Raw genomic sequence first — 20,999 nt, forward strand, 5'->3', positions numbered from 1 at the left:
TCACTGTCCTTCCCGGTCGGATACGACCGAAGCGTATCGATTCCCACCCGTTGTGCCGTCCACCGCGGCATGGCCGCCGGTGGACCCGAAGCCCCCTGCGGCCCGTGTCGAGTCGGGAAGCTCCGCAACCTCCTGGAAGCGCACCTTCTCGACCTGCTGGACGACCAGTTGGGCAATCCGGTCGAAGCGCTCGAACCGCACGGACTCGCGCGGGTCGAGATTCACCACGATCACCTTGATCTCCCCACGGTACCCGGCATCCACCGTCCCCGGGGCATTCACGAGGGCTACACCGCAGCGGGCGGCGAGCCCGGAACGCGGGTGCACGAAGGCCGCGTACCCCTCGGGGAGGGCGATGGACACTCCGGTCGGGAGAACGGCCCGTTCGCCGGGCGCGAGCTCATGGCTTTCGGTCGTCCGCAGATCCGCGCCGGCGTCGCCGGGGTGCGCGTATTCCGGAAGCGGTACGTCCGGATCGACGCGCCTGATCAGTACATCAACGGGGCTCGGGGGCACGGCTCGAGTCACGGGTTCACCTCGAAGGCACGGGCTCGCCGGACCTGGTCCGGATCGTTCATGGCCGCCTGGATCTCCTCCTGGCGGCCGTTGTCGACGAAGTGGTCGACCTTCACCTCGATGAACAGGGCGTCCGCGCGGACCGCGACCGGGCCGTCGGGGCCGCCTATCCGGCCGGTGGCCGTGGAGTAGATCTTCCGTCCGGCCACCGCCGTGACCTCGGCCTCCAGATGCAGGACCGTGTCCACGGGGACGGGCCGTACGAAGTCGGTCTCCAAGCGGCCGGTCACCGCGATCGTCCGCAGCAGCCAGTTCAGCGAGCCGAGCGTCTCGTCGAGCGCGCTCGCGAGGACACCGCCGTGGGCGAGGCCGGGCGCACCCTGGTGGGCGGTCTTGACGGTGAACTCGGCGGTGATCCTGACGCCTTCGCCCGCCCGGGCCGCGAGGTGCAGCCCGTGCTCCTGTCCGCCGCCACAGCCGAAGCACTGCTCGTAGTGCGCGCCGAGCAGTTCGCCGGGGGCGGGGGCGTCCGGGTGCCGCACCGGTGCCACGGCGTCGGCCGGGGGCCGCAGGGTCGAAGAGGTACCACTCACAGGCGCAGACCTTACCTCCGCGTCAGCGGCCCGTAGGCACCGTGGCAGGCTTGGGTTCATGCAGCTCTCCGCATCGCCCTACGAAGAACGTCTGACCGCGCCCCGCACCTGGTGGCTCGTCTGCTTTCTGGTCGGCGTCTCGATGGCGCTGATCCTGCTGCCGTTCGGCGTGCTGCCCCTGCTGGGCGGCCTGGCCGGCGGCACGGCGGTCGCGGCGGTGGTGACGAGTTCGTACGGCTCGGTCCGGATCCGTGTGGTGGGCGGCTCCCTGATCGCGGGCGACGCGAAGATCCCGGTGTCGGCCCTGGGCGAGGCCCATGTGCTCGACGCCGAGGAGGCGCACGCCTGGCGCTCGGTCAAGGCGAACCCGCGCGCCTTCATGCTGCTGCGCGCCTACATCCCCACGGCCCTGCGGGTGGAGGTCACGGACCCCTCGGACCCGACGCCGTATCTGTACCTGTCGACGCGGGAGCCGGAGCGACTGGCGGCAGCACTGGACGCGGCTCGGGCGGCGTAGGTCCCTCGTCGGACTGCTTGCGGGGATCGGCTTTTCGGCGGGCTGCCGTGCGGACTCAGTACCCCAGCTCCTTGGGAGTGTTGCCCATGTCCAAGGGGTCGGCGGGTTTCTCCAGGGGCGGCAGCGCGGGCAGGGCGTCCCAGGGGACCTGCGTCTTGCGGAGGTCCGTGCGGACGCGGTCCGCGAGTCTTCTGGTCTCGCGGCGGTTCATCACCGCCCCGACGGCGGCGCCCACCAGGAACGGCATCAGGTTCGGCAGATTCCTGATCGTCCGCTTCATGATCCGCTGGCGCAGCTCGCGCCTCATCCGGCCCCCGAGGGCCGCGTTCACCGTCGACGGCTTGGTCACGTCGATGCCGCGCTCCTCCGACCACGAGTTCAGATACGTGGTCGTACGTTCCTTCAGATTGCCCGGCGGCCGCTGACCGTAGACCTCGTACAGCTCGGCGATCAGCTTCAGCTCGATGGTGGCGACGCCGGTGATCTCGGCGGCCAGCTCCGTGGGCATCGCCGGTGGTACGGGCATCATCGCGGCGGCGCCGACTCCCGCGCCCACGGTCGCCGTCGCCTTGCACGCGCCCGCGACCAGCTTGTCCGCGAGCTGCTCGGGGCCGAGGCCGGGGAACTGCCTCTGGAGCGTCGCGAGGTCCCGTACGGGAATTCGCGGGGCGTTCTCGATGATCCGCTCCGTGAGGTACGCCAGGCCCGCCCTGGCCCGACCGCTGCCCCAGCGAACGCTTTCTCTCACCCCATGTCCGACGGCGACCACCCGCCGCTTGGCGACAGGCGCCTTCTTGTCCGCCACCTCGAGGGCACCGGAGGCGCCTGTCACGTCCGCTGCTTCGAGCGAGGCCGGGTGGCCCCGCTCGTCGTCACGTACGCCGTCCGCAGACGGTCCGGCCGCTCCCTGGTCGTGGGAACGGCGCTTCCAGGGCGGGGTCGAGCCATTCACGGCCGACCCTGCCTCAGTCGCAGTCGCGGCAGATCGGCTGGCCGTTCTTCTCGCGGGCCAGCTGGCTGCGGTGGTGGACCAGGAAGCAGCTCATGCAGGTGAACTCGTCCTGCTGCTTCGGCAGGACCCGGACGGCCAGCTCTTCGTTCGAGAGGTCCGCACCGGGCAGTTCCAGGCCTTCCGCGGCCTCGAACTCGTCCACGTCTACGGCCGACGTCGACTTGTCGTTCCGGCGAGCCTTCAGTTCTTCAAGGCTGTCCGAGTCGACGTCGTCGTCGGTCTTGCGTGGGGTGTCGTAATCCGTTGCCATGTCGCTCTCCCCCTCTGGGTGTCTGTGGTGTCTCAGCGCACGTAACGCGTGAGAGGCCGGACTTGTGCCCGACCTGAGGCGGAGATTTTGCCTCACATCAAGGTCTGTTACTCAATCGACACCCAACCGAACTCAGCAGTAGTGATCGGCTTGGATGGCGAACGGGACCGTACACGGTCCCAACGCCGCACTTCAAAGGCGTCCCACCTGTACTTCCCGTGAATGAGACCATCGAAAACCCGGACTTTCCCGGCTTTCCGCCAGTCCCCTTGATCACGGAGAGTAGATGGCCAGAAATTCGTCTATGTGATCGATGACACATGAATCTCCTGGGCTGTTGCCCCGAAAATTCCGCGCAAAGCGAACATCGCCCTGTGTCGGCGACATGTTCTCAGATGGGCAGGGTTACTCGCATCACCAGCCCACCCCCTTCCCGCGGCTCGGCGGTGATGTGACCGCCGTGCGCACGGGCCACGGACCTGGCGATCGACAGGCCGAGCCCCACACCTTTGTCGCTGCCGGTCCGCTCGGTCCGCAAGCGCCGGAACGGCTCGAAGAGGTTGTCGATCTCGTACGCCGGCACCACGGGCCCCGTGTTGGACACCACGAAGATCGCCTGGCCGTGCTGGGCCTGTGTCGTCACCTCGACCCAGCCGCCCTCCCGTCTCCCGCCACCGCCCTTGTTCGGAAGCGCTTCGCGCTGCACCTCCTCCTTCGGCACGTTGTACCGGACGGCGTTCTGGACGAGGTTCAGCGCGATCCGCTCCAGGAGTACGCCATTGCCCTGGACGACCACGGGAGCCCGCTCCCCGCGAATCTCCACGCCGTTCGTATCCGCCTCGGCGCGCACCTGGTCGACGGCCTGGGAGGCGACCTCGGCGAGATCGACCGCCTTGCGCTCGACGATCTGGTTGTCGCTGCGGGCGAGCAGCAAGAGGCCTTCGACGAGCTGCTCGCTGCGTTCATTGGTGGCGAGCAGGGTCTTGCCGAGCTGTTGCAGTTCCACGGGTGCCCCCGGATCGGAAAGGTGCACCTCCAGGAGCGTGCGGTTGATCGCCAGGGGCGTACGCAGCTCGTGCGAGGCGTTCCCGACGAAGCGCTGCTGGGCGGTGAACGCCCGCTGCAATCGCTCCAGCATGTCGTCGAAGGTGTCCGCCAGCTCCTTCAGCTCGTCGTCCGGACCGTCCAGCTCGATACGGCGCGAGAGGTCCGAGCCGGCCACCGCGCGCGCGGTGCGGGTGATCCGGCCGAGCGGCGCCAGGACCCGGCCCGCCATCGCGTAGCCGAAGGCGAAGGCGATCACGGCGAGGCCGAGGAGGGCCAGGAGCGAGCGGCTGAGGAGGTTGTCCAGGGCGGTCCGGCGCTGGATGTCGATGCAGGTGGCGATCGCCGCGTTGAACTCGTCGAGCGTCTGGTTGGAGTTGACCGCGGGACAGTTCTCGCTGGCCACCTTTATGTTCGTGCCGCCCGTGACGCCGGTGATCTTGAAGAGCGGATCACTGCCCGTGTTCAGCGCCTGTGCCGCCAGCAGATAGATGATCGACAGCAGCATGATGCCGGCGATCAGGAACATCCCGCCGTACAGCAGCGTGAGCCTTATCCGGATGGTCGGGCGCAGCCAAGGGAACGGGGGTTCCGGTCTCCGCGGGTCCCAGGAGGGCTTCGGAGGCGCTGTCGGAAGCGCGGGTTTCGTCACCACCATGGATCAGATCCGGTAACCCGAGCCCGGCACGGTCACGATGACCGGCGGCTCGCCAAGCTTGCGGCGCAAGGTCATCACCGTGACGCGCACCACATTGGTGAACGGGTCGGTGTTCTCGTCCCAGGCCTTCTCCAGGAGCTGCTCGGCGGAGACGACGGCGCCCTCGCTGCGCAGCAGCACCTCCAGGACGGCGAACTCCTTGGGGGCGAGCTGGACCTCCTTGCCGTCGCGGAAAACCTCGCGGCGGTTGGGGTCCAGCTTTATCCCGGCACGCTCCAGGACGGGCGGCAGCGGCACGCTCGTACGCCGGCCGAGGGCACGCACGCGTGCCGTCAGTTCGCTGAACGCGAAGGGCTTGGGGAGATAGTCGTCGGCGCCGATCTCCAGGCCCTCGACACGGTCGCTGACGTCACCGGAGGCCGTGAGCATCAGCACGCGTGTGGGCATGCCGAGCTCGACGATCTTGCGGCAGACGTCGTCGCCGTGCACCAGGGGGAGGTCACGGTCGAGGACGACCACGTCGTAGTCGTTGACGCCGATGCGTTCCAGGGCGGCCGCACCGTCGTACACGACGTCGACGGCCATGGCCTCCCGGCGCAGTCCGGTGGCCACCGCATCGGCGAGCAGTTGCTCGTCCTCGACGACGAGTACGCGCACGTCGCTTGTCCTTCCTCTGTCCACCCGCGTAGCGCGCTTTCGGCGCACACGGGCAGGGTCTGATGGGGGTCCCCCCGCTCGAGCGAAGCCGAGAGTGGGGGAGGGTGAGACCTCCATCCTGCCCTTTTCGGCCATAAGTCGGCTGTAAGACGGGTGAGAGGGGTGTGAGAGGCCCGGGAATGCGAGATTTTCCCTTCCGGTTGAGGTTTCCGCGGAAGGGAGTGCGGGGAGGACGGCTTTACACCCCGCGATCACGCTCTGCATGTGGCACACCACCATGTGGTACGCCACCGGCCGCTTCCGCAGAGCGGACGTGGGTGTCCGGCACCGTCGCCGCCCAGCACGGGCAGCGCTGGGCATCCACAGGAGACGTGATCGCCCCTTCCGAACGGCACACCCCCGTGCCACCGACCCACGACCCAGGACGAGGGGGCGCAGCATGGACGCATTCACCGCAGGACTTCTGCAGCGCATAAAGGCGACCGAGTCCGACCTGACGCGGGCTCGCGAGACCGGCGACGACTTCCTCGCGGAGGTCGAGGAGGCCGAGCTCGACGACCTCCGCCGCCTCGCCGCCGAGCACGGCGTGGAGGTCGGCTCACGCGTCTGATCAGCTCGTACGAGAGCGGGGCCCGGCAGATCCAGACCGGGCCCCGCCCCTTTTTTTGGGCGGCTCGGTTCGCCTCCGGGGCGCAGAAGCCTGTGTCGAGAGCCCGACCGTGCTCGACCCTCCTTCGTCGGGCACTCCGCGCGCTCGGGCTCTCGACACAGGCGCACCCCTTCGGCTCACTCGCTGCCGCTGTTGTACGCGGTGTCAGTCGGCGGGAGCGGCGGCGGTGGTCCGTACCGTCAGTCGTGCCAGGCGCCCAGTTCCTCCAGGCGACTCTGGAGCGGCTCGAAGAGGCCGGGCGGGGCCGCGACGGTCAGGTCGGGTGAGAGGGGCTCTCCGGGGCGGCCACCGGTGAGGGCGCCCGCTTCCCGGGCTATCAGGTCACCGGCCGCGTAGTCCCAGGGGTTCAGTCCGCGCTCGTAGTACGCGTCCAGGCGACCCGTCGCCACATCGCACAGGTCGATCGCGGCCGAGCCGCCGCGGCGGATGTCCCGCACCTGTGGGATGAGCCGGCGGACCACCTCGGCCTGCCGGGACCGACGCTCGGCGAGGTAGCCGAAGCCGGTGCCGACGAGGGCAAGACCGAAGGCGGGAGCGGGCCGCACGCGCGCGGGGCGGTCGTTCACAAACGCGCCCTCGCCCAGGACGGCCCGGTAGGTCTCGCCGCGCATCGGGGCGTGCACCACGCCGACGACCGTCTCGCCGTCCTTGCGGGCCGCGATCGAGACGGCCCAACTGGGCAGTCCGTACAGGTAGTTGACCGTTCCGTCGATGGGGTCGATGACCCACTGGATCCCGCTGCTGCCCTCGACGCTGGCGCCCTCCTCGCCGAGCACGCCGTCGTCCGGCCTGAGGTCGGCGAGCAGGCCGGTGATCAGCTTCTCGGAGGCGATGTCCATCTCGGTGACGACATCGGCGGCGCTGGACTTGGTCGCGGCCACGCCGAGATCGTCGGGGCGGCCGTCGCGCAGGAAGGCGCCCGCGTGGTGCGCCGCATCCAGCGCGATCTGCAGGAGTTCGGCCTTCAGGCGGTCGCTCGTTGTCGCGGTCACGGTGCTCCTCAGGCGTACGGGCTGTCGGCGCCCGCGGCGGCGGGCTTCGGGGCGCGGGCGGGGCAGCAGCCCACGGGGCACACGTCGTGGCTCGGCCCCAGGGCGCCGAGGGCGCAGAGCTTCACGTCGCGGCCGCTCTCGGTGGCGGCCCGCTCCACGACGAGCTCGCGTATCGCGGCGGCGAACCGCGGGTCGGCGCCCACGGTGGCCGAGCGGCGCACCGGCAGCCCCAGCTCCTCGGCCTTGGCCTTCGCTTCCGTGTCGAGGTCGTACATGACCTCCATGTGGTCCGAGACGAACCCGATGGGCGCCATGACGACGGCCGGTACCCCGGCGCCGTGCAGCTCCTCCAGGTGATCGCAGATGTCCGGCTCCAGCCAGGGGATGTGCGGGGCGCCGGAGCGGGACTGGTAGACGAGCTGCCAGGGGTGGTCGGTCCCGGTCTCCTCGCGCACCGCGTCGGCGATCAGCCGCGCGGCGTCCAGGTGCTGCTTCACGTACGCACCCCCGTCGCCGTGGTCCTCGACGGGTCCGGAGGTGTCCGCGGAAGCGTTCGGGATCGAGTGGGTCGTGAAGGCCAGGTGCGCGCCCGCGCGGACGTCCTCGGGAAGGCCGGCGAGGGACTTCAGTACGCCGTCGATCATGGGCTGGATGAAGCCCGGGTGGTTGAAGTAGTGCCGCAGCTTGTCGACCCTCGGCAACTCCAGACCCTCGGCCTCAAGGGTGGCGAGCGATTCGGCGAGGTTCTCGCGGTACTGGCGGCAGCCCGAGTACGAGGCGTACGCGCTGGTGGCGAGGACCAGGATGCGTCGGCGGCCGTCGGCGACCATCTCGCGCAGGGTGTCCGTCAGATACGGCGCCCAGTTGCGGTTGCCCCAGTAGACCGGCAGGTCCAGGCCGTGTTCGGCGAAGTCCTTGCGGAGGGCGTCCAGCAGGGCGCGGTTCTGGTCGTTGATGGGGCTGACCCCGCCGAACAGGAAGTAGTGCTGCCCCACTTCCTTGAGGCGTTCCTTGGGGATGCCGCGTCCCCGCGTCACGTTCTCCAGGAACGGGACCACGTCGTCGGGGCCTTCGGGACCGCCGAACGAGAGCAGGAGCAGGGCGTCGTACGGATGGGCATCGAGCGCGTCGGGCATGTCTTTGATCCTGCCACTCGTCACTGACAGCCGGGAAACGGCGGTATGACGGGCGGGCGCCCGGCACGGGCCGGAGTTACCTGACCCGTAAGCTGTATCGGCTGCATTCGCGCCTTACGGATCCTCACCGGAGACCCCGTGCCCAGCCCCTACCGCGCCCTGTTCGCCGCCCCGGGCTCCGCGGGCTTCTCCGTCGCAGGTTTCCTCGGCCGGATGCCGCTGTCGATGATGGGCATCGGCGTGGTCACGATGATCTCCCAGCTCACCGGGCGGTACGGCCTCGCGGGCGCCCTCGCGGCGACCATCGCACTGTCCGCGGCGGTGATCGGTCCGCAGATCTCGCGGCTTGTGGACCAGCACGGGCAGCGCCGGGTGCTGCGGCCCGCGACGCTGTTCGCCCTCGCCGCGGCGGCCGGGCTGCTGCTGACCGCGCACTTCGACTGGCCGGACTGGGTGCTGTTCCTGTGCTCGGCCGGCATCGGCTGCGTACCGAGCATCGGCGCGATGACCAGGGCACGCTGGGCCTACCTCTACCGGGACAAGCCGGAGTTGCACACCGCGTACGCCTTCGAGTCCGTCGTCGACGAGATCTGCTTCATCTTCGGCCCGATCATCTCCATCGGTCTGTCCACGGTGTGGTTCCCGGAGGCCGGGCCGCTCCTGGCGGGCTGCTTCCTGGCGACCGGTGTCTTCTGGCTGACGGCCCAGCGCGCCACCGAACCCGCGCCGCATCCCCGCGAACACCACACCGGCGGCTCGGCCCTGCGCTCACCCGGGCTGCAGGTCCTGGTGGCCACCTTCGTGGCGACGGGAGCGATCTTCGGCGCGGTCGACGTGGTCACGGTCGCCTTCGCCGAGGAGCAGGGCCACAAGGCCGCCGCGAGCGTCGTACTGGCCGTGTACGCGGCGGGCTCCTGCGCGGCCGGAGCCGTCTTCGGGCTGCTGCGCTTCACGGGGGCGCCCGCCCGCAGGTGGGTGCTGGGCGTCTGCACGATGGCCGTGAGTATGATCCCCCTCCTACTGGTCGGAAACTTGCCGTTCCTGGCCGTGGCGCTGTTTGTCGCGGGCCTGTCCATCGCGCCGACGATGATCACGACGATGGCCCTCGTCGAACGGCACGTACCTCGCGCGAAACTGACCGAGGGCATGACCTGGGTCAGCACCGGTCTTGCGGTCGGGGTCGCGCTCGGCTCCTCCGCCTCCGGCTGGGTGATCGACGCCGCCGGGGCGCGGGCCGGATACGGGGTTCCGGCGGTCGCCGGGGCCGTCGCGGTCGCGGTCGGTTTCCTGGGGTATCGCCGGCTCAGCGGGCCGGTTCCGCAGCGGGGAGGGACCCATGAGCAGCACAGCGAGCGGGAAGAGCGGCACGTGGCGTAACTGGGCGGGCAATGTCTCCGCCCGTCCCGTACGGGACGTCACGCCGGCTTCTGTCGAGGAGCTTTCCGCCGCCGTGCGCCAGGCCGCCGAGGACGGACTGAGGGTCAAGGCGGTCGGCGCCGGGCACTCCTTCACGGCCGTCGCCGCGACCGACGGTCTGCTGATACGGCCCGATCTACTCACCGGCATCCGCAAGATCGACCGCGCGGCGGGCACCGTCACCGTGGAGGCGGGCACCACCTTGAAGCGGCTGAACGTGGCCCTGGCCCGCGAGGGCCTGTCGCTCACGAACATGGGCGACATCATGGAGCAGACGGTTTCCGGCGCGACCAGCACCGGCACCCACGGCACCGGCCGTGACTCGGCGTCGATCGCCGCTCAGATCACGGCACTTGAACTGGTCACCGCCGACGGCTCGGTCCTGGCCTGCTCCGAGAAGGAGAATCCGGATGTCTTCGCGGCCGCCCGCATCGGACTCGGCGCCCTGGGTGTCGTCACCGCGATCACCTTCTCCGTAGAGCCCCTTTTTCTGCTCACGGCCCGTGAGGAGCCGATGACCTTCGACGAGGTCACCAGCACCTTCGACGAACTCCACGCGGAGAACGAGCACTTCGAGTTCTACTGGTTCCCGCATACCGGCAACTGCAACACCAAGCGCAACAACCGCAGTGCGGGCCCGGAGAAGCCGGTCGGCAGAATCAGTGGCCTCTTCGAGGACGAGTTCCTTTCCAACGGCCTCTTCCAGGTGGCCAATTCACTGGGCCGTGCCGTGCCCGCGACCATCCCGGCGATCGCGAAGATCTCCAGCCGGGCCCTTTCGGCCCGCACGTACACGGACATTCCCTACAAAGTCTTCACGTCCCCGCGCCGGGTGCGCTTCACAGAGATGGAGTACGCCGTCCCGCGCGCGGCCCTCGTCGAGACGCTGCGCGAACTGAAGGCCATGATCGACCGCTCTCCGCTGCGGATCAGCTTCCCGGTGGAGGTGCGCACCGCGCCCGCGGACGACATCACGCTCTCCACGGCATCCGACCGGGACAGCGCGTACATCGCGGTCCACATGTACAAGGGCACCCCCCATCGGGCGTACTTCACGGCCGCCGAGCGGATCTTCCTCGCACACGAAGGGCGCCCGCACTGGGGCAAGCTGCACACGCGCGAGGCGGAGTACTTCGCCGGGATCTATCCGCGCTTCGGCGAGTTCACCGCCCTCAGGGACCGGCTCGACCCGGACCGGCGCTTCGGAAACGACTACTTGCGGCGGGCGTTGGGGACGTAATCGCGACACGTGGTCACGCCATCGCCAACTCCGCGAGAGCGAGAGGGTCTTGGAGGGGGCTCAAGAACTCAAAACCGGAACGATCAACTTCAGTCGTGACGATCGCGTGAAGATCGCCACTCACCGTGGTCACCGGAACGGCGTCCCCGGTGGCCAACTCCCGACCCCCGGGAGAAGTTGGGCGGCGTGCCGATCCACGCAGGTGGCCCAAATGGAGTACTGTTGCGAGCCCTGGGTCCGGACACCCGCCAGGGCGTCCGGGGCCTTCCAGGACCGCCGTGAGGGGGGCTCGTTGCACAGGGTGACGGAGTTCGTCACTTAGCGTTGCGAATAGGTAACCGTGCCATAACGGCGATCCAGGGCCAGCGCCCGACACGCCGGGCAAACAGGCAAGGTTGTGGCAGGCTGCACCCGGGCAGGCCACACTCGACTAGCGGAAGCAGCGACGCACGTGACGTCGGCAGGCACCACCCGGGAGGTCCCCATGCCCGAACTGCGTGTCGTGGCCGTCTCTAACGACGGCACACGGCTGGTGCTGAAGGCTGCGGACAGCACGGAGTACACGCTTCCGATTGACGAGCGTCTGCGCGCCGCCGTTCGCGGCGACCGTCCCCGCCTCGGCCAGATCGAGATCGAGGTGGAGAGCCATCTCCGCCCCCGAGACATCCAGGCGCGTATACGCGCAGGCGCCTCCGCCGAAGAGGTCGCCCAGCTCGCCGGCATCCCCGTCGATCGCGTACGCCGCTTCGAGGGCCCCGTGCTCGCGGAGCGCGCCTTCATGGCGGAGCGGGCGCGTAAGACCCCGGTCCGTCGGCCCGGCGAGACCACCGGACCCCAGCTCGGCGAGGCGGTGCAGGAGCGGCTGCTGCTGCGCGGCGCCGACAAGGAGACCGTGCAGTGGGACTCGTGGCGCCGTGACGACGGCACCTGGGAGGTCCTGCTCGTCTACCGGGTCGCGGGTGAGCCGCACTCGGCGAGCTGGACGTACGACCCGCCGCGGCGGCTCGTACAGGCTGTGGACGAGGAGGCGCGCTCGCTGATCGGCGAGTCCGACGACGACCTCGCCTCGCCCGAGCCCAGCTTCCCGTTCGTGCCGCGTATCGCCCGGCTGCCGCGCGACCGCGAACGCCCGATGGACCGCGCCCTGGAGCGCCAGACGGAACGTCCCGTCCTGCCGGCCCAGTCGCCGGAGCCCGAGGAGGAGAGCATCAACGGTGAGCGGGACTCGCTCACCAGTCTCCTGGAGGCGGTGCCCAGCTTCCGTGGCGACCTGGTGGTGCCCGAGCGCCCCGCCCCGACCACGGATATGCCGGCGGAGGAGGAGCCTGCTCCGGAGCCCGAGGAGGAGGAGCCCCCGGCTCCCGCGGCCTCGGCCGGTTCGGCGTACGCCGATGTCCTCATGCCGCGCTCGGTGGCCAGCCACCGCGAACGGCTCGTCGGCTCCACCGACCGGCAGGCCGAGGCGGACGGCGTCCGCCCGGGGCGAAGAGCGGCGGTGCCGAGCTGGGACGAGATCGTCTTCGGGACTCGTCGCAAGAAGCAGGAATAGGAAGCAGAAGATGTACGCGGCTGGGGCTCGCACCACTTCGGGGCGAGCCCTTTTCGCTGCCGTGCGGAGACTGCGTGCCGGGGCCGGTCTACTGCGGGTCGGGCCCCGTCGCGACCGGGCGGCTCCCGTCCGCCGACCACTGCGACCACGAGCCCGCGTACAGCGCCGCCGGAATGCCCGCGACCTGAAGCGCGAGGATCTCGTGGGCGGCGGAGACACCCGAGCCGCAGTAGACGCCGACTTCACACGTGCCGGTCGCGCCCAGGGACTTGAAGCGCTCGGCGAGTTCGGCGGCGGGGCGGAAGTGGCCGGATTCCGTCACGTTCTCCGTCGTCGGTGCCGAGACCGCGCCGGGGATATGGCCGGCGATCCGGTCGATCGGCTCGACCTCGCCCCGGTAGCGCTCGGCGGCTCGTGCGTCGAGGAGCAGGCCGGTGCGGGCCAGGGCGGCGGCTCCGTCCGCGTCGAGCAACGGCAGCGCGCCGGGCGACGGCAGGAACGTACCGGCGACCGGAGACGGGACACCGGCCTCGACGGGGCCGTCCCAGGCCGCGAGTCCACCGTCAAGGACACGCACCGCCGGGTGACCCGTCCAGCGCAGCAGCCACCAGGCGCGCGCGGCGGCCCAGCCGAGCCCGCCGTCGTACGTGACGACGTCCCGGTCCGCACTGACCCCGGCCGCCCGCATCGCCGTCCCGAAGACCTCCATGTCCGGCAGCGGATGCCGGCCGCCCTCCCCGGCCGGAGCTGCGAGTTCCGAGTCCAGGTCCACATAGACGGCACCCGGAATGTGCCCCTCCTCGTATGCGGAACGCAGGTTCGGGCCGCCCAGTTGATAGCGGATGTCGAGCACCACCGGAGGCTTCGGTCCGGCCAGGGCGCTCGCGAGTTCGGCTGCGGAGATGATGGCGTTCATGGCCACCATCCTTGCGCACGGGGTGGCCGCATCGTTCAGGTCCGGTTACTCTGCCCGCCGGACCGGCCCGAGCACACGGCGTACGGACCTGGACACAGGCTGTACAGCCGATGGACACCACCAGGCAACCGTGGGGATACGGATGGGATACAGCAAATCGGGCATCCTCCAGCCATGCGCCACCGGCCCGGGGCCCGCCCGCATCCCTGGGGATACGGGCGGCGGCACCGGGCGGGGAATCGCGCGGGGGCAGTACGCGCTGTCGGAAGCGGAAGTGAAGCGGCAGGCGCCCCGAGGCGCCGAGGAAAGAGTGACGATGACCGAGTCACGGGGGTCGACCGGCCTGAACGGCACCGCGCACGCGCCCGGCACGCCCTGCTGGGTGAGTCTGATGGTGCACGGGATGGCCGCGACCCAGGAGTTCTACGGAGCACTGTTCGGCTGGAAGTTCCAGCCCGGCCCCCAGCAGCTCGGCCCGTACGTACGTGCCGTGCTCGACGGCCATGAGGTGGCCGGGATCGGGCAGCTGCCGCCCGACCGTCATCTGCCCATCGCCTGGACGCCCTATCTCGCCTCGGACGACGTGGATCTGACGGCGGAGACGGTACGGGCCTGCGGCGGCACGGTCGGCGTGGGCCCTCTGGACGCCGGGGATGCGGGCCGGATGGCCATCGCCTCCGATCCCTCGGGCGCCGTGTTCGGCATCTGGCAGACCGCGGCCCACCTCGGCACGGGCATCACCGAGGTGCCCGGCACGCCCGCCTGGAACGAGCTCGTCACACGCGACTCCGCCGGCGTCGCCAAGTTCTACCAGATGCTCTTCGGCTACGAGGAAGAGCCGCTCGTCTCCACGGACTTCGACTACATCACCCTGCACATCGAGGGCCGCCCGGTGGGCGGCATCCGCGGTGTGGGCCGCGCCCTCCCCCGCGACCGGGGCCCGCACTGGATGACGTACTTCGAAGTCGCCGACGTGGACGCCTCCTTGACCGATGTCATCGACCTGGGCGGCCACGTCCTGAAAACGCCCCGCGACACCCCGCACGGCCGCATCGCCACGGTCGCGGACCCCGAGGGGGCGGCGTTCTCCCTCGTACGTACGAGCCACTGAGCACCAGCCACTGCCCACGAGCCACGATGAACTGGGTCTCCGATGTGGTTTCGGCAGAGGAAGCCGGGTTCAGTGGGTCGCTGTCGCGAGGGCGGCGACGGCGTCGGCGGCGGGGGTGTCGCCGGAGGTGAGCTCGACGATCACGCGGCTCAGGCGCGGCTCGTGGAGGGCGGCGTCGATGAAGGCGGCGACGTCGTCGCGGTGCACATCGCCGTACTCGACCGCGGGACCGGCCGTCACGCGGCCGGTGCCGGGGGCGTCGAGGAGCGTGCCGGGGCGGACGATCAGCCAGTCCAGAGCGGTACGGGTCAGGTACACGTCGGCGGTCTTCTTGACCTTGATGTAGTGCTCGAAGCCCTCGTGGCGCTCGCCGTCTCGCAGTGCGTCGGGGAACACCGAGACGAGGACGAACCGCGGCACCCCGGCGTGTGCGGCCGCGTCGGCGGCCTTCTCCAGGCCCTTGCCGTCGATGAGTGTCGTCTTGTCCATGCCGGTGCCGTGGGCTCCGGCGGAGAACACGACCGCGTCGTGCCCGGCGAACTTCGCCGCGAGCTCCTCGGCGGAGTCGTTGATCAGGTCACCGGTGACCGGGGTGGCGCCCGATGCGCGGACGGTGTCGGCCTGCGCGGGGTTGCGGTGCATGCCGGTCACCTGGTCGCCGCGGGCGGTGAGCAGCTCGGCGAGCCGGCGCCCGACGCCTCCGGCGGCGCCGATCTGGAACACCTTCATGGTCTTCTCGTCTCTCTTCGAACGCGGGGATGAGGGTGGCGGAGTGCCGGGGTCAGGCGGCGAAGACCTGGGAGTCGTCGGCGAACGCCTTGAACTCCAGTGCGTTGCCGGCCGGGTCGAGGAGGAACATCGTCCATTGCTCGCCCTTCTGTCCCTCGAAGCGGACGTAGGGCTCGATGACGAACTCCGTGCCCGCCGCGCGCAGCCGCTCGGCGAGCTCCTGGAAGGCGGGGATCGTGAGGATCAGGCCGAAGTGCGGTACCGGGACGTCGTGGCCGTCGACGGGGTTGTGTATGCGCTGGGCGCGCTCCGGTGCGAGATGGGTGACCACCTGGTGGCCGTGCAGGTTCCAGTCCACCCAGGTGTCCGCGCTGCGGCCCTGCTCGAGGCCCAGTGTGTCGCCGTAGAAGCGGCGCGCGGCCGCGAGGTCGTCGACCGGCATGGCCAGATGGAACCGCGGGATCGGGGAGTCGAGAACGGTCAAGGCACTGCCTTTCTGAGGATGTGGGCCCGGATGGACCATCAACCAGTTGTCCTAATGTTGACATTGCACCAATGCCTTAATGTTAACATTAGGACGTTGATTGAGAAGGTGCAGGTCAGATCATGAGTGATCAGGGCAAGGTGTCCCCGGCTCGCCGTCGCGGCCTGGCGGACGAGGTCGCGGACCGGATCCGGGAGGCCATCTTCAGCGGGGCCTACTCCCCCGGCGCCCAGCTGCGCGAGGTGGAACTGTCGAGCGTGATGGACGTCAGCCGCGGCCCTGTGCGCGAAGGGCTGCGTGTGCTGGAGCGCGAGGGCCTGGTCCACTGCGCCTGGCACCGCGGGACGACGGTGACGACACTGTCCACCGAGGACGTCGCGGAGCTCGACAGCCTGCGCGGCGCCCTGGAAGACCTTGCTGTCCAGCAGGTGATCGCTCGTGCCTCGGACGAGGATCTCGCGTCCATCGCGAAGGCGGCCGAGGTGATGGAGCGCGTTGCGGACACGCACGAGATGGTCCGCCTGGACATCGCCTTCCACGACACCGTCTTCGCCGCAGCCGGCCACCGGCGACTGGCCGATGCGTGGGAGGGCATACGGTGCCAGGTCCACCTGTTCCTGCTGACCCGGATCAACCTCAGCACCGAGGGGTACCTCGGCTGCATCCCGCATGAGCACCGCGAGCTCGTCACCGCGCTGCGCTCCCGCGACACCGACACCGCCCTCCAGCTCTTCGCCGCGCACCGCCGCCATGCCGTCGACGTGGTGACCGGGACCATCGCCCCGAGCTGAGGGTCGCGCCGCCGCCCTCGTACCTGGGCGACGGTCTGCTCCATCGCGCGGCCAGGTGGGCGCGGCTTCCTCCGTTCCGATGTTCTGGATCCTCCACCCAGGACTCGAATGCGACTGGCACAGTCAGCGAGAACGTCCGCCACCTCCCCTCCGACCGGAAGTCACGCGGAGGAGACCGGCAGCACGTCCGGCGACAGCGTCCCCGCCCTCGACGCGGAAGAGGCCGAGGAAACAACGGACGAAGACCCCGAGCGCGTCGCCCTGATCCACGAGCGACTCGACCACGGCGAACCCGTCACACCGAGTGTGGGGCCCTGCCCTGCGGGACGCGCTACTCGTCGGCCTCCTCCGCCCCCGTTTCCGGCACGAGCCCAGCGGCCCGGATGCCTGCGACGGCTGCCCGTTCGTCGTTCAGCGAGGTGTCGCCGGTCGCGCCGACCGCGCCCAGCAGGCGCCCCTCCTCGTCCCGTACGAACACGCCGCCCGGGACTGACAGCACCCGGCCTCCGGCCAGGGCCGCGACCGAGGTGAAGAACTCGGGTGCGGCGGCGGCCCGCCTGCCGATCTCGCGGTTGTTGATGCCAAGCCCGAGGACACCCCACGCCTTGGCGACGGCGATGTCCGGCCTGAGCAGCCCGGCGCCGTCCTCGCGCGCCAGCACCACCAAAGTGCCGCCGGGGTCGAGGACGGCGAGCGTGAGTGGCTCCAGATTCTCCTCGCGGGCGAAGTCAAGACCGGCTTGCACGATGCGGTTCGCCTTGGCCAGGGTGATGCTCATGTACGTTCCCTTCCTGTGTCGTTGATCCTTTTCGGCGGAGTCTGCGGAAAGTGCGGAAAGTCCCGAAGGACAGCCCCTGCGCGTACGCCAGTGCCGCAAGGACCAGCGCGGAACCCGCAGCCTGCGGCCAGGTGATCCGCTGCTCACCGGTCAGGGCGGCGAAGAGGGCGGCGGCGACCGGTACGGCGAACATCCACAGCATCACGGCCGCCGAACCCGCCTGCCCCACCGCCCGGTACCAGACGACCAGCCCGGCCACGGTCACCAGCAGCACGGAGTAGCCGAGCGAGAACCAGCTCAGTGGCTGCCGTGCCGTTCCGTGCTGGGTGAAACCCGCGATCGCGGCGAGTGCCAGGAGAACTACCGCGCCCGCCGCGGAGGTCCAGGCGGTCACACGCAGCGGGCTGCAGTCCCTCAGCAGCGGTCGGGTGACCACGGGGTACCAGCCCCACAGTGCGGCGGCGAGCAGGGCCAGGGCGTTGCCATACCACTCGGCGGTCGGAGGGCCGGCCGCCGAACCGTCCCGACCGAGCACGACGAGGACGACCCCGGCGAATGCCACCGTCCCGGCTGCCGCGGCGCGCCGCGCCGGCAGTGTGCCACGTTCGCCGGCCAGCCGGGCGAACAGCGCGGTGAAGAACGGTGACAGGGCGATCAGGATTGCCGCGCCGGCGGGCGTGCTCAGCCGGACTGCGGCGCTGAACGCGAGCTGGTAACCCACGATCCCGACAGCCGCCGACAGCAGGAGGCGCGGCCAGCGGCCACGCGCCACACGCAGCGAGCCCTCGGTCCACCAGGCGAGCATCAGCAGCAGCGGGGCGGCGAGCAGGAAGCGGAGCGCGTTGAAACCGAGGACCGTGAACTCGCGCAGGCCCCAGGCGTTGACGGTGTAGTTGGCTCCCCAGATCGCGCTGACCGACGCGAGTGCCCAGGGCGCCCGCCTGCACGCCCCTTCCCCTTTCTGCCGGGGCCGCTCAGCGCGCCGCGGCACGGGCGCCCGCCTGCTCCAGCACACCGCGTACCGCCACGAGAGCGGACTCCAGGGCTCCCTGGATCCAGGCGTGTGCGACCGACAGCTGCTCACCTGCGAAGAAGATCCTGGGGCGCTCCGCGGGGTGGGGTGCGCCCAGCTCCGTCAGGTAGCGGGCGTGCTGACCGGGCGCGAGATAGGCGAACGCGCCGCCGCCGATGCCGGGTTGTTCGTCCCAGTTCCAGTGAACGATGTCGTCGACGGTGTCGGAGATGCCGGGATGGAGCTGTTCCAGGGACTCCAGGACGAGTCCCGTACGGTCCTCCTCCGGGAGCGTGGAGAATCGCCGTGCGTTGCCCTCCCATAGATAGGCGCCTGTCAGTACGGCGGGCTCGTGGGACCGGACAGGTTCGGCCGCAACCCAACTCTCCCCGCTCGGGCGGGCGTTGTCGGATGGGTACCAGCACTGCTGGATGGGCAGGTCGGTGAAACTGCCGCCGCCGTGGATCCCGTCGGACAGTTCCCACACCCTGCGGTTCACGTGCACCAGCGTCTTGCTGCTGCTCGCGTAGTGGATGCCGCGCACCGCCTGCCGCTGGGCGGGCGGCAGGCCCGGCTCGAAGCGGATCTGGTCCAGGGCGGGGGCGGGCAGCGCGCACACCGCCCAGTCGTATCGCTCGTCGAGCCGCCCGCCCAGGCCGCGGCCGAGCACCCGCACTCCGTCGCCGTCGGTGTGTATCCGCTCGATGTGTGCGGAGAGTCTGATGGTCTGCGGCGGCAGGGCTCGTACGAAGGCGGAGACCAAGGCGTCCATGCCGTCGGTCAGTTCCAACTGCTCGACGTGGAAGAGGCCGAAGTAGTCGACCAGCACCTCCAGCAGAGAGGCGTGTTCGTAGTGGGCCAGGCCGCTCACCTGACCTGCCAGGTCCCAGGCCTGCGGGGTGAGCCTGGTGCTGGCGTACTGCCACAGGGAGGTGGACATCAACGCCTCGATCTCCGGGTCGTCCACTTCGCCCGCGAGGACCGCCTTGTGCTGCTCGGGACGCAGCCTGTACCAGACGTGGTGCAGCAGTTCTTCCAGCAGCTGCCTCGGGTCACGGTTCTCGGGTCGGGTGAGCCCGTAGCGGTCGGACAGGGTGTGTGCGTCGCGGGCTCGTACCCGCTGTCCGCGCAGATGGAGGTAGGCGTCCGGGTTGGCATTGACGAACTTCCGTGTGGGCAGCCCGAATTGGCGTACGTAGTGCAGTGTGGTGTGGTGGTTGGCGGGCAGCCGCATCGCGCCCAGCTCGCCGTGTGTGCCGTCCCAGAAGCGGTGCGTGCGGATCCGGCCGCCGGGGCGTCCCGCACGCTCGTACACCGTCACTTCCAGGCCCCGGCCGACCAGTTCGTACGCACAGGCCAGTCCGGAGATACCGCCGCCGATCACGGCGACCCGGCCCCCGGCGCCGCGCCGCGCCTCCATCAGGTCCGCGGGAAACCGGAAGTGCTCGTCAAAAGGGCTGCTCACGTCGGTGTCGGCCATGTCACGGGACGCTACGCAGCAGTGCGGGGCGGATGGTGGAGGCGGTATTGCAGTCGCGTGAAACCATCGGAGGCCGGGCGTCCGCCCCGGTTCCCGGTCAGCAGGGATGCGGGCCGGCAGCCGGCCGAGCGTACAGGCGCGCGGCACCCGCCCGTCCAGGCCCAGGCGGGCCCGGACCTCCTCGGGTGCACCGGCCACGAACCGTGCCGGACCCAAGCATCTGGTCAAGGCCTGCCCATACCTACGCTGCCGCTGTGCTTGGGCCGACCTCAGCGACCTGCTTCACCGCAGGATTGGGCGGCGATCACTGGTGCTGTTCGCGGCGGCTGTGCTTTGCTGGCTCCATGACCGTGCTCGTGATCCGCCGCCACGTCGACTTCGTGCGCGTCACGACCACAGCCTGTACCGCCGGACGCTGACACCGCGCCCCAGGTGTTCTGCCGCCGGCTCGCGGCTCTGTTCATGCCGCCGTCGCACCCTTGACCGCCCCGGCAATCGTCCCGACCGAGGTGATGAACCACGCCTTCGGCCGGAGCCGGGGTGGCACCACCGCGAGGTACTGCATCGGAGAACGGCGGACACGCTGATCGCAGCCGTGGGCTCTGGCCGGCTGTATCCGCCGGCCCGGCAAGCGGAGCCGCGGCGGGCATCCCGGGCGCCGGCCGTGTATGGCGGATCGAGTCGGCGTACGGCCGCGGCAGTTCGCTGATCGAGACAGGGCCGGCTCGTTCGCCCATCACCGAGCTGACGGCATGACAGCCCCTCCACACTTCACCCATCCATCGAGGAAAGGCACCGAGCATGTCCCCTCGCACCGCGAACACGGCCGTGGCCGTCCACCCGCTGCTCGCCGAGCGCTGGAGCCCGCGCTCGTTCGACGCCAGGCACACGATCACCGACGAGCAACTCGTTTCGCTGCTGGAGGCGGCCCGTTGGGCACCCTCGGCCCACAACTCGCAACCGTGGCGTTTCCTGGTCGGCCGACGCGGCGACACGACATACCAGCGGCTCTTCGCCACCCTCCTGTCCGGCAACCGGCTCTGGGCGGGGAACAGTTCGCTGCTGATCGCGGCGGTAACGGCAGAGCGCCTGGAGAACGGCACGCCGCATCACGGCGCCGCATACGACACCGGGCTCGCAGTGGCCCAACTGGCGGTGCAGGCCCACGCCTTGGGGCTGCACGCCCACCAGATGGGCGGCTTCGACCCCGAGCAGCTGCGCACGTCGCTGGGTATCCCGGACGACTACCGGCCGCTTTCCGTCACCGCGATCGGGGCTCTGGCCGCGGCGGACCTCCTTCCACAGGAACTGCGCGACCGCGAGACCGTCGCCCGCGAGCGGCGCCCCCTGGCGGAGACCTTCTTCGCAGAGGGCTGGGGCAATTCGTTTCTGGTCCGGCACGACGGTTGAGGGGCGCCACATGCGTGCACACGGATCCGCCCCCTTCG

22 protein-coding genes are annotated in these 20,999 nt (G+C 70.1%); 8 read left to right on the top strand and 14 right to left on the bottom strand.

Going from position 1 to position 20,999, the window contains the following annotated elements:
* Together dut and IEZ21_RS28400 are read right to left on the bottom strand one after the other, a co-directional pair.
* Window positions 1-516, bottom strand: a complete 516-nt coding sequence (gene dut / locus IEZ21_RS28395) for a dUTP diphosphatase (protein ID WP_189324844.1) — start codon at window positions 514-516, stop codon at window positions 1-3.
* 8 nt (window positions 517-524) lie between these two features.
* The gene (locus IEZ21_RS28400) at window positions 525-1,109 is read right to left on the bottom strand and encodes a PaaI family thioesterase (RefSeq protein WP_033318834.1); all 585 of its coding nucleotides are present in this window, start codon (window positions 1,107-1,109) and stop codon (window positions 525-527) included.
* A 58-nt stretch (window positions 1,110-1,167) separates the two neighbouring features.
* Between IEZ21_RS28400 and IEZ21_RS28405 the strand changes: the two genes are divergently transcribed.
* A complete protein-coding gene (locus IEZ21_RS28405) occupies window positions 1,168-1,626 on the top strand; it encodes a DUF3093 domain-containing protein (protein ID WP_189324735.1) in 459 nt (152 codons plus the stop codon).
* A gap of 55 nt (window positions 1,627-1,681) precedes the next feature.
* Here the strand turns inward: IEZ21_RS28405 and IEZ21_RS28410 are convergent, their stop codons facing one another.
* From IEZ21_RS28410 to IEZ21_RS28425, 4 genes are all read right to left on the bottom strand, one after another.
* Window positions 1,682-2,578 (bottom strand): hypothetical protein, encoded by an 897-nt coding sequence (locus IEZ21_RS28410; RefSeq protein WP_189324736.1) that lies wholly within the window; start codon window positions 2,576-2,578, stop codon window positions 1,682-1,684.
* 13 nt (window positions 2,579-2,591) lie between these two features.
* Window positions 2,592-2,888 (bottom strand): DUF4193 domain-containing protein, encoded by a 297-nt coding sequence (locus IEZ21_RS28415; RefSeq protein ID WP_005481602.1) that lies wholly within the window; start codon window positions 2,886-2,888, stop codon window positions 2,592-2,594.
* 391 nt (window positions 2,889-3,279) lie between these two features.
* Complete coding sequence (locus IEZ21_RS28420) at window positions 3,280-4,590, bottom strand: sensor histidine kinase (protein ID WP_373302316.1); 1,311 nt, start codon at window positions 4,588-4,590, stop codon at window positions 3,280-3,282.
* 3 nt (window positions 4,591-4,593) lie between these two features.
* Entirely contained in the window at window positions 4,594-5,247 is a 654-nt protein-coding gene (locus IEZ21_RS28425) for a response regulator transcription factor (protein ID WP_010983842.1), read from the bottom strand.
* A 439-nt stretch (window positions 5,248-5,686) separates the two neighbouring features.
* Between IEZ21_RS28425 and IEZ21_RS28430 the strand changes: the two genes are divergently transcribed.
* Window positions 5,687-5,857: a hypothetical protein gene (locus IEZ21_RS28430; RefSeq protein WP_169786180.1), complete on the top strand. Its 171-nt coding sequence runs from the start codon at window positions 5,687-5,689 to the stop codon at window positions 5,855-5,857.
* Between the two features lie 239 nt (window positions 5,858-6,096).
* Here the strand turns inward: IEZ21_RS28430 and IEZ21_RS28435 are convergent, their stop codons facing one another.
* Window positions 6,097-6,909 (bottom strand): inositol monophosphatase family protein, encoded by an 813-nt coding sequence (locus tag IEZ21_RS28435; protein ID WP_189324737.1) that lies wholly within the window; start codon window positions 6,907-6,909, stop codon window positions 6,097-6,099.
* 8 nt (window positions 6,910-6,917) lie between these two features.
* Window positions 6,918-8,045, bottom strand: a complete 1,128-nt coding sequence (locus tag IEZ21_RS28440) for a ferrochelatase (RefSeq protein WP_189324738.1) — start codon at window positions 8,043-8,045, stop codon at window positions 6,918-6,920.
* A gap of 138 nt (window positions 8,046-8,183) precedes the next feature.
* Between IEZ21_RS28440 and IEZ21_RS28445 the strand changes: the two genes are divergently transcribed.
* The 3 genes from IEZ21_RS28445 (at window position 8,184) to sepH (ending at window position 12,250) form a co-directional block, all read left to right on the top strand.
* Entirely contained in the window at window positions 8,184-9,422 is a 1,239-nt protein-coding gene (locus IEZ21_RS28445) for an MFS transporter (protein WP_189324739.1), read from the top strand.
* A complete protein-coding gene (locus IEZ21_RS28450; RefSeq protein ID WP_189324740.1) occupies window positions 9,382-10,701 on the top strand; it encodes a D-arabinono-1,4-lactone oxidase in 1,320 nt (439 codons plus the stop codon). Before IEZ21_RS28445 ends, IEZ21_RS28450 begins: the two co-directional genes overlap by 41 nt.
* 484 nt (window positions 10,702-11,185) lie before the next feature.
* Window positions 11,186-12,250: a septation protein SepH gene (gene sepH / locus IEZ21_RS28455; RefSeq protein ID WP_189324741.1), complete on the top strand. Its 1,065-nt coding sequence runs from the start codon at window positions 11,186-11,188 to the stop codon at window positions 12,248-12,250.
* Between the two features lie 88 nt (window positions 12,251-12,338).
* Here the strand turns inward: sepH and IEZ21_RS28460 are convergent, their stop codons facing one another.
* Window positions 12,339-13,166: a sulfurtransferase gene (locus IEZ21_RS28460; RefSeq protein WP_189324742.1), complete on the bottom strand. Its 828-nt coding sequence runs from the start codon at window positions 13,164-13,166 to the stop codon at window positions 12,339-12,341.
* 316 nt (window positions 13,167-13,482) lie between these two features.
* Between IEZ21_RS28460 and IEZ21_RS28465 the strand changes: the two genes are divergently transcribed.
* The gene (locus IEZ21_RS28465) at window positions 13,483-14,277 is read left to right on the top strand and encodes a VOC family protein (protein WP_189324743.1); all 795 of its coding nucleotides are present in this window, start codon (window positions 13,483-13,485) and stop codon (window positions 14,275-14,277) included.
* 69 nt (window positions 14,278-14,346) lie between these two features.
* Here the strand turns inward: IEZ21_RS28465 and IEZ21_RS28470 are convergent, their stop codons facing one another.
* Window positions 14,347-15,006 carry an NAD(P)H-binding protein gene (locus tag IEZ21_RS28470; protein ID WP_189324744.1) on the bottom strand — a complete coding sequence of 220 codons (660 nt, stop codon included), beginning with the start codon at window positions 15,004-15,006 and terminating at the stop codon, window positions 14,347-14,349.
* Between the two features lie 52 nt (window positions 15,007-15,058).
* Complete coding sequence (locus IEZ21_RS28475; protein WP_033318845.1) at window positions 15,059-15,490, bottom strand: VOC family protein; 432 nt, start codon at window positions 15,488-15,490, stop codon at window positions 15,059-15,061.
* A gap of 122 nt (window positions 15,491-15,612) precedes the next feature.
* Here IEZ21_RS28475 and IEZ21_RS28480 point away from each other — a divergent pair, with 122 nt between their 5' ends.
* Window positions 15,613-16,281: a GntR family transcriptional regulator gene (locus tag IEZ21_RS28480; protein ID WP_189324745.1), complete on the top strand. Its 669-nt coding sequence runs from the start codon at window positions 15,613-15,615 to the stop codon at window positions 16,279-16,281.
* Window positions 16,282-16,612: 331 nt separating this feature from the next.
* Here the strand turns inward: IEZ21_RS28480 and IEZ21_RS28485 are convergent, their stop codons facing one another.
* From IEZ21_RS28485 to IEZ21_RS28495, 3 genes are read right to left on the bottom strand one after another with little or no spacing between them, the layout of a single operon-like run.
* A complete protein-coding gene (locus tag IEZ21_RS28485; RefSeq protein WP_189324746.1) occupies window positions 16,613-17,059 on the bottom strand; it encodes a GlcG/HbpS family heme-binding protein in 447 nt (148 codons plus the stop codon).
* Complete coding sequence (locus IEZ21_RS28490; RefSeq protein ID WP_189324747.1) at window positions 17,010-18,050, bottom strand: DMT family transporter; 1,041 nt, start codon at window positions 18,048-18,050, stop codon at window positions 17,010-17,012. The genes IEZ21_RS28485 and IEZ21_RS28490 overlap by 50 nt, the downstream gene beginning before the upstream one ends.
* Window positions 18,034-19,551 carry a flavin monoamine oxidase family protein gene (locus IEZ21_RS28495; protein WP_189324748.1) on the bottom strand — a complete coding sequence of 506 codons (1,518 nt, stop codon included), beginning with the start codon at window positions 19,549-19,551 and terminating at the stop codon, window positions 18,034-18,036. Before IEZ21_RS28495 ends, IEZ21_RS28490 begins: the two co-directional genes overlap by 17 nt.
* 801 nt (window positions 19,552-20,352) lie before the next feature.
* Between IEZ21_RS28495 and IEZ21_RS28500 the strand changes: the two genes are divergently transcribed.
* Window positions 20,353-20,961, top strand: coding sequence for a nitroreductase family protein (locus IEZ21_RS28500; protein WP_189324749.1), 609 nt, complete (start codon window positions 20,353-20,355; stop codon window positions 20,959-20,961).
* Window positions 20,962-20,999 lie beyond the last annotated feature (38 nt).

Origin of the sequence: Streptomyces flaveus, assembly GCF_014647675.1 — a bacterium.
Taxonomy (GTDB): domain Bacteria; phylum Actinomycetota; class Actinomycetes; order Streptomycetales; family Streptomycetaceae; genus Streptomyces; species Streptomyces flaveus.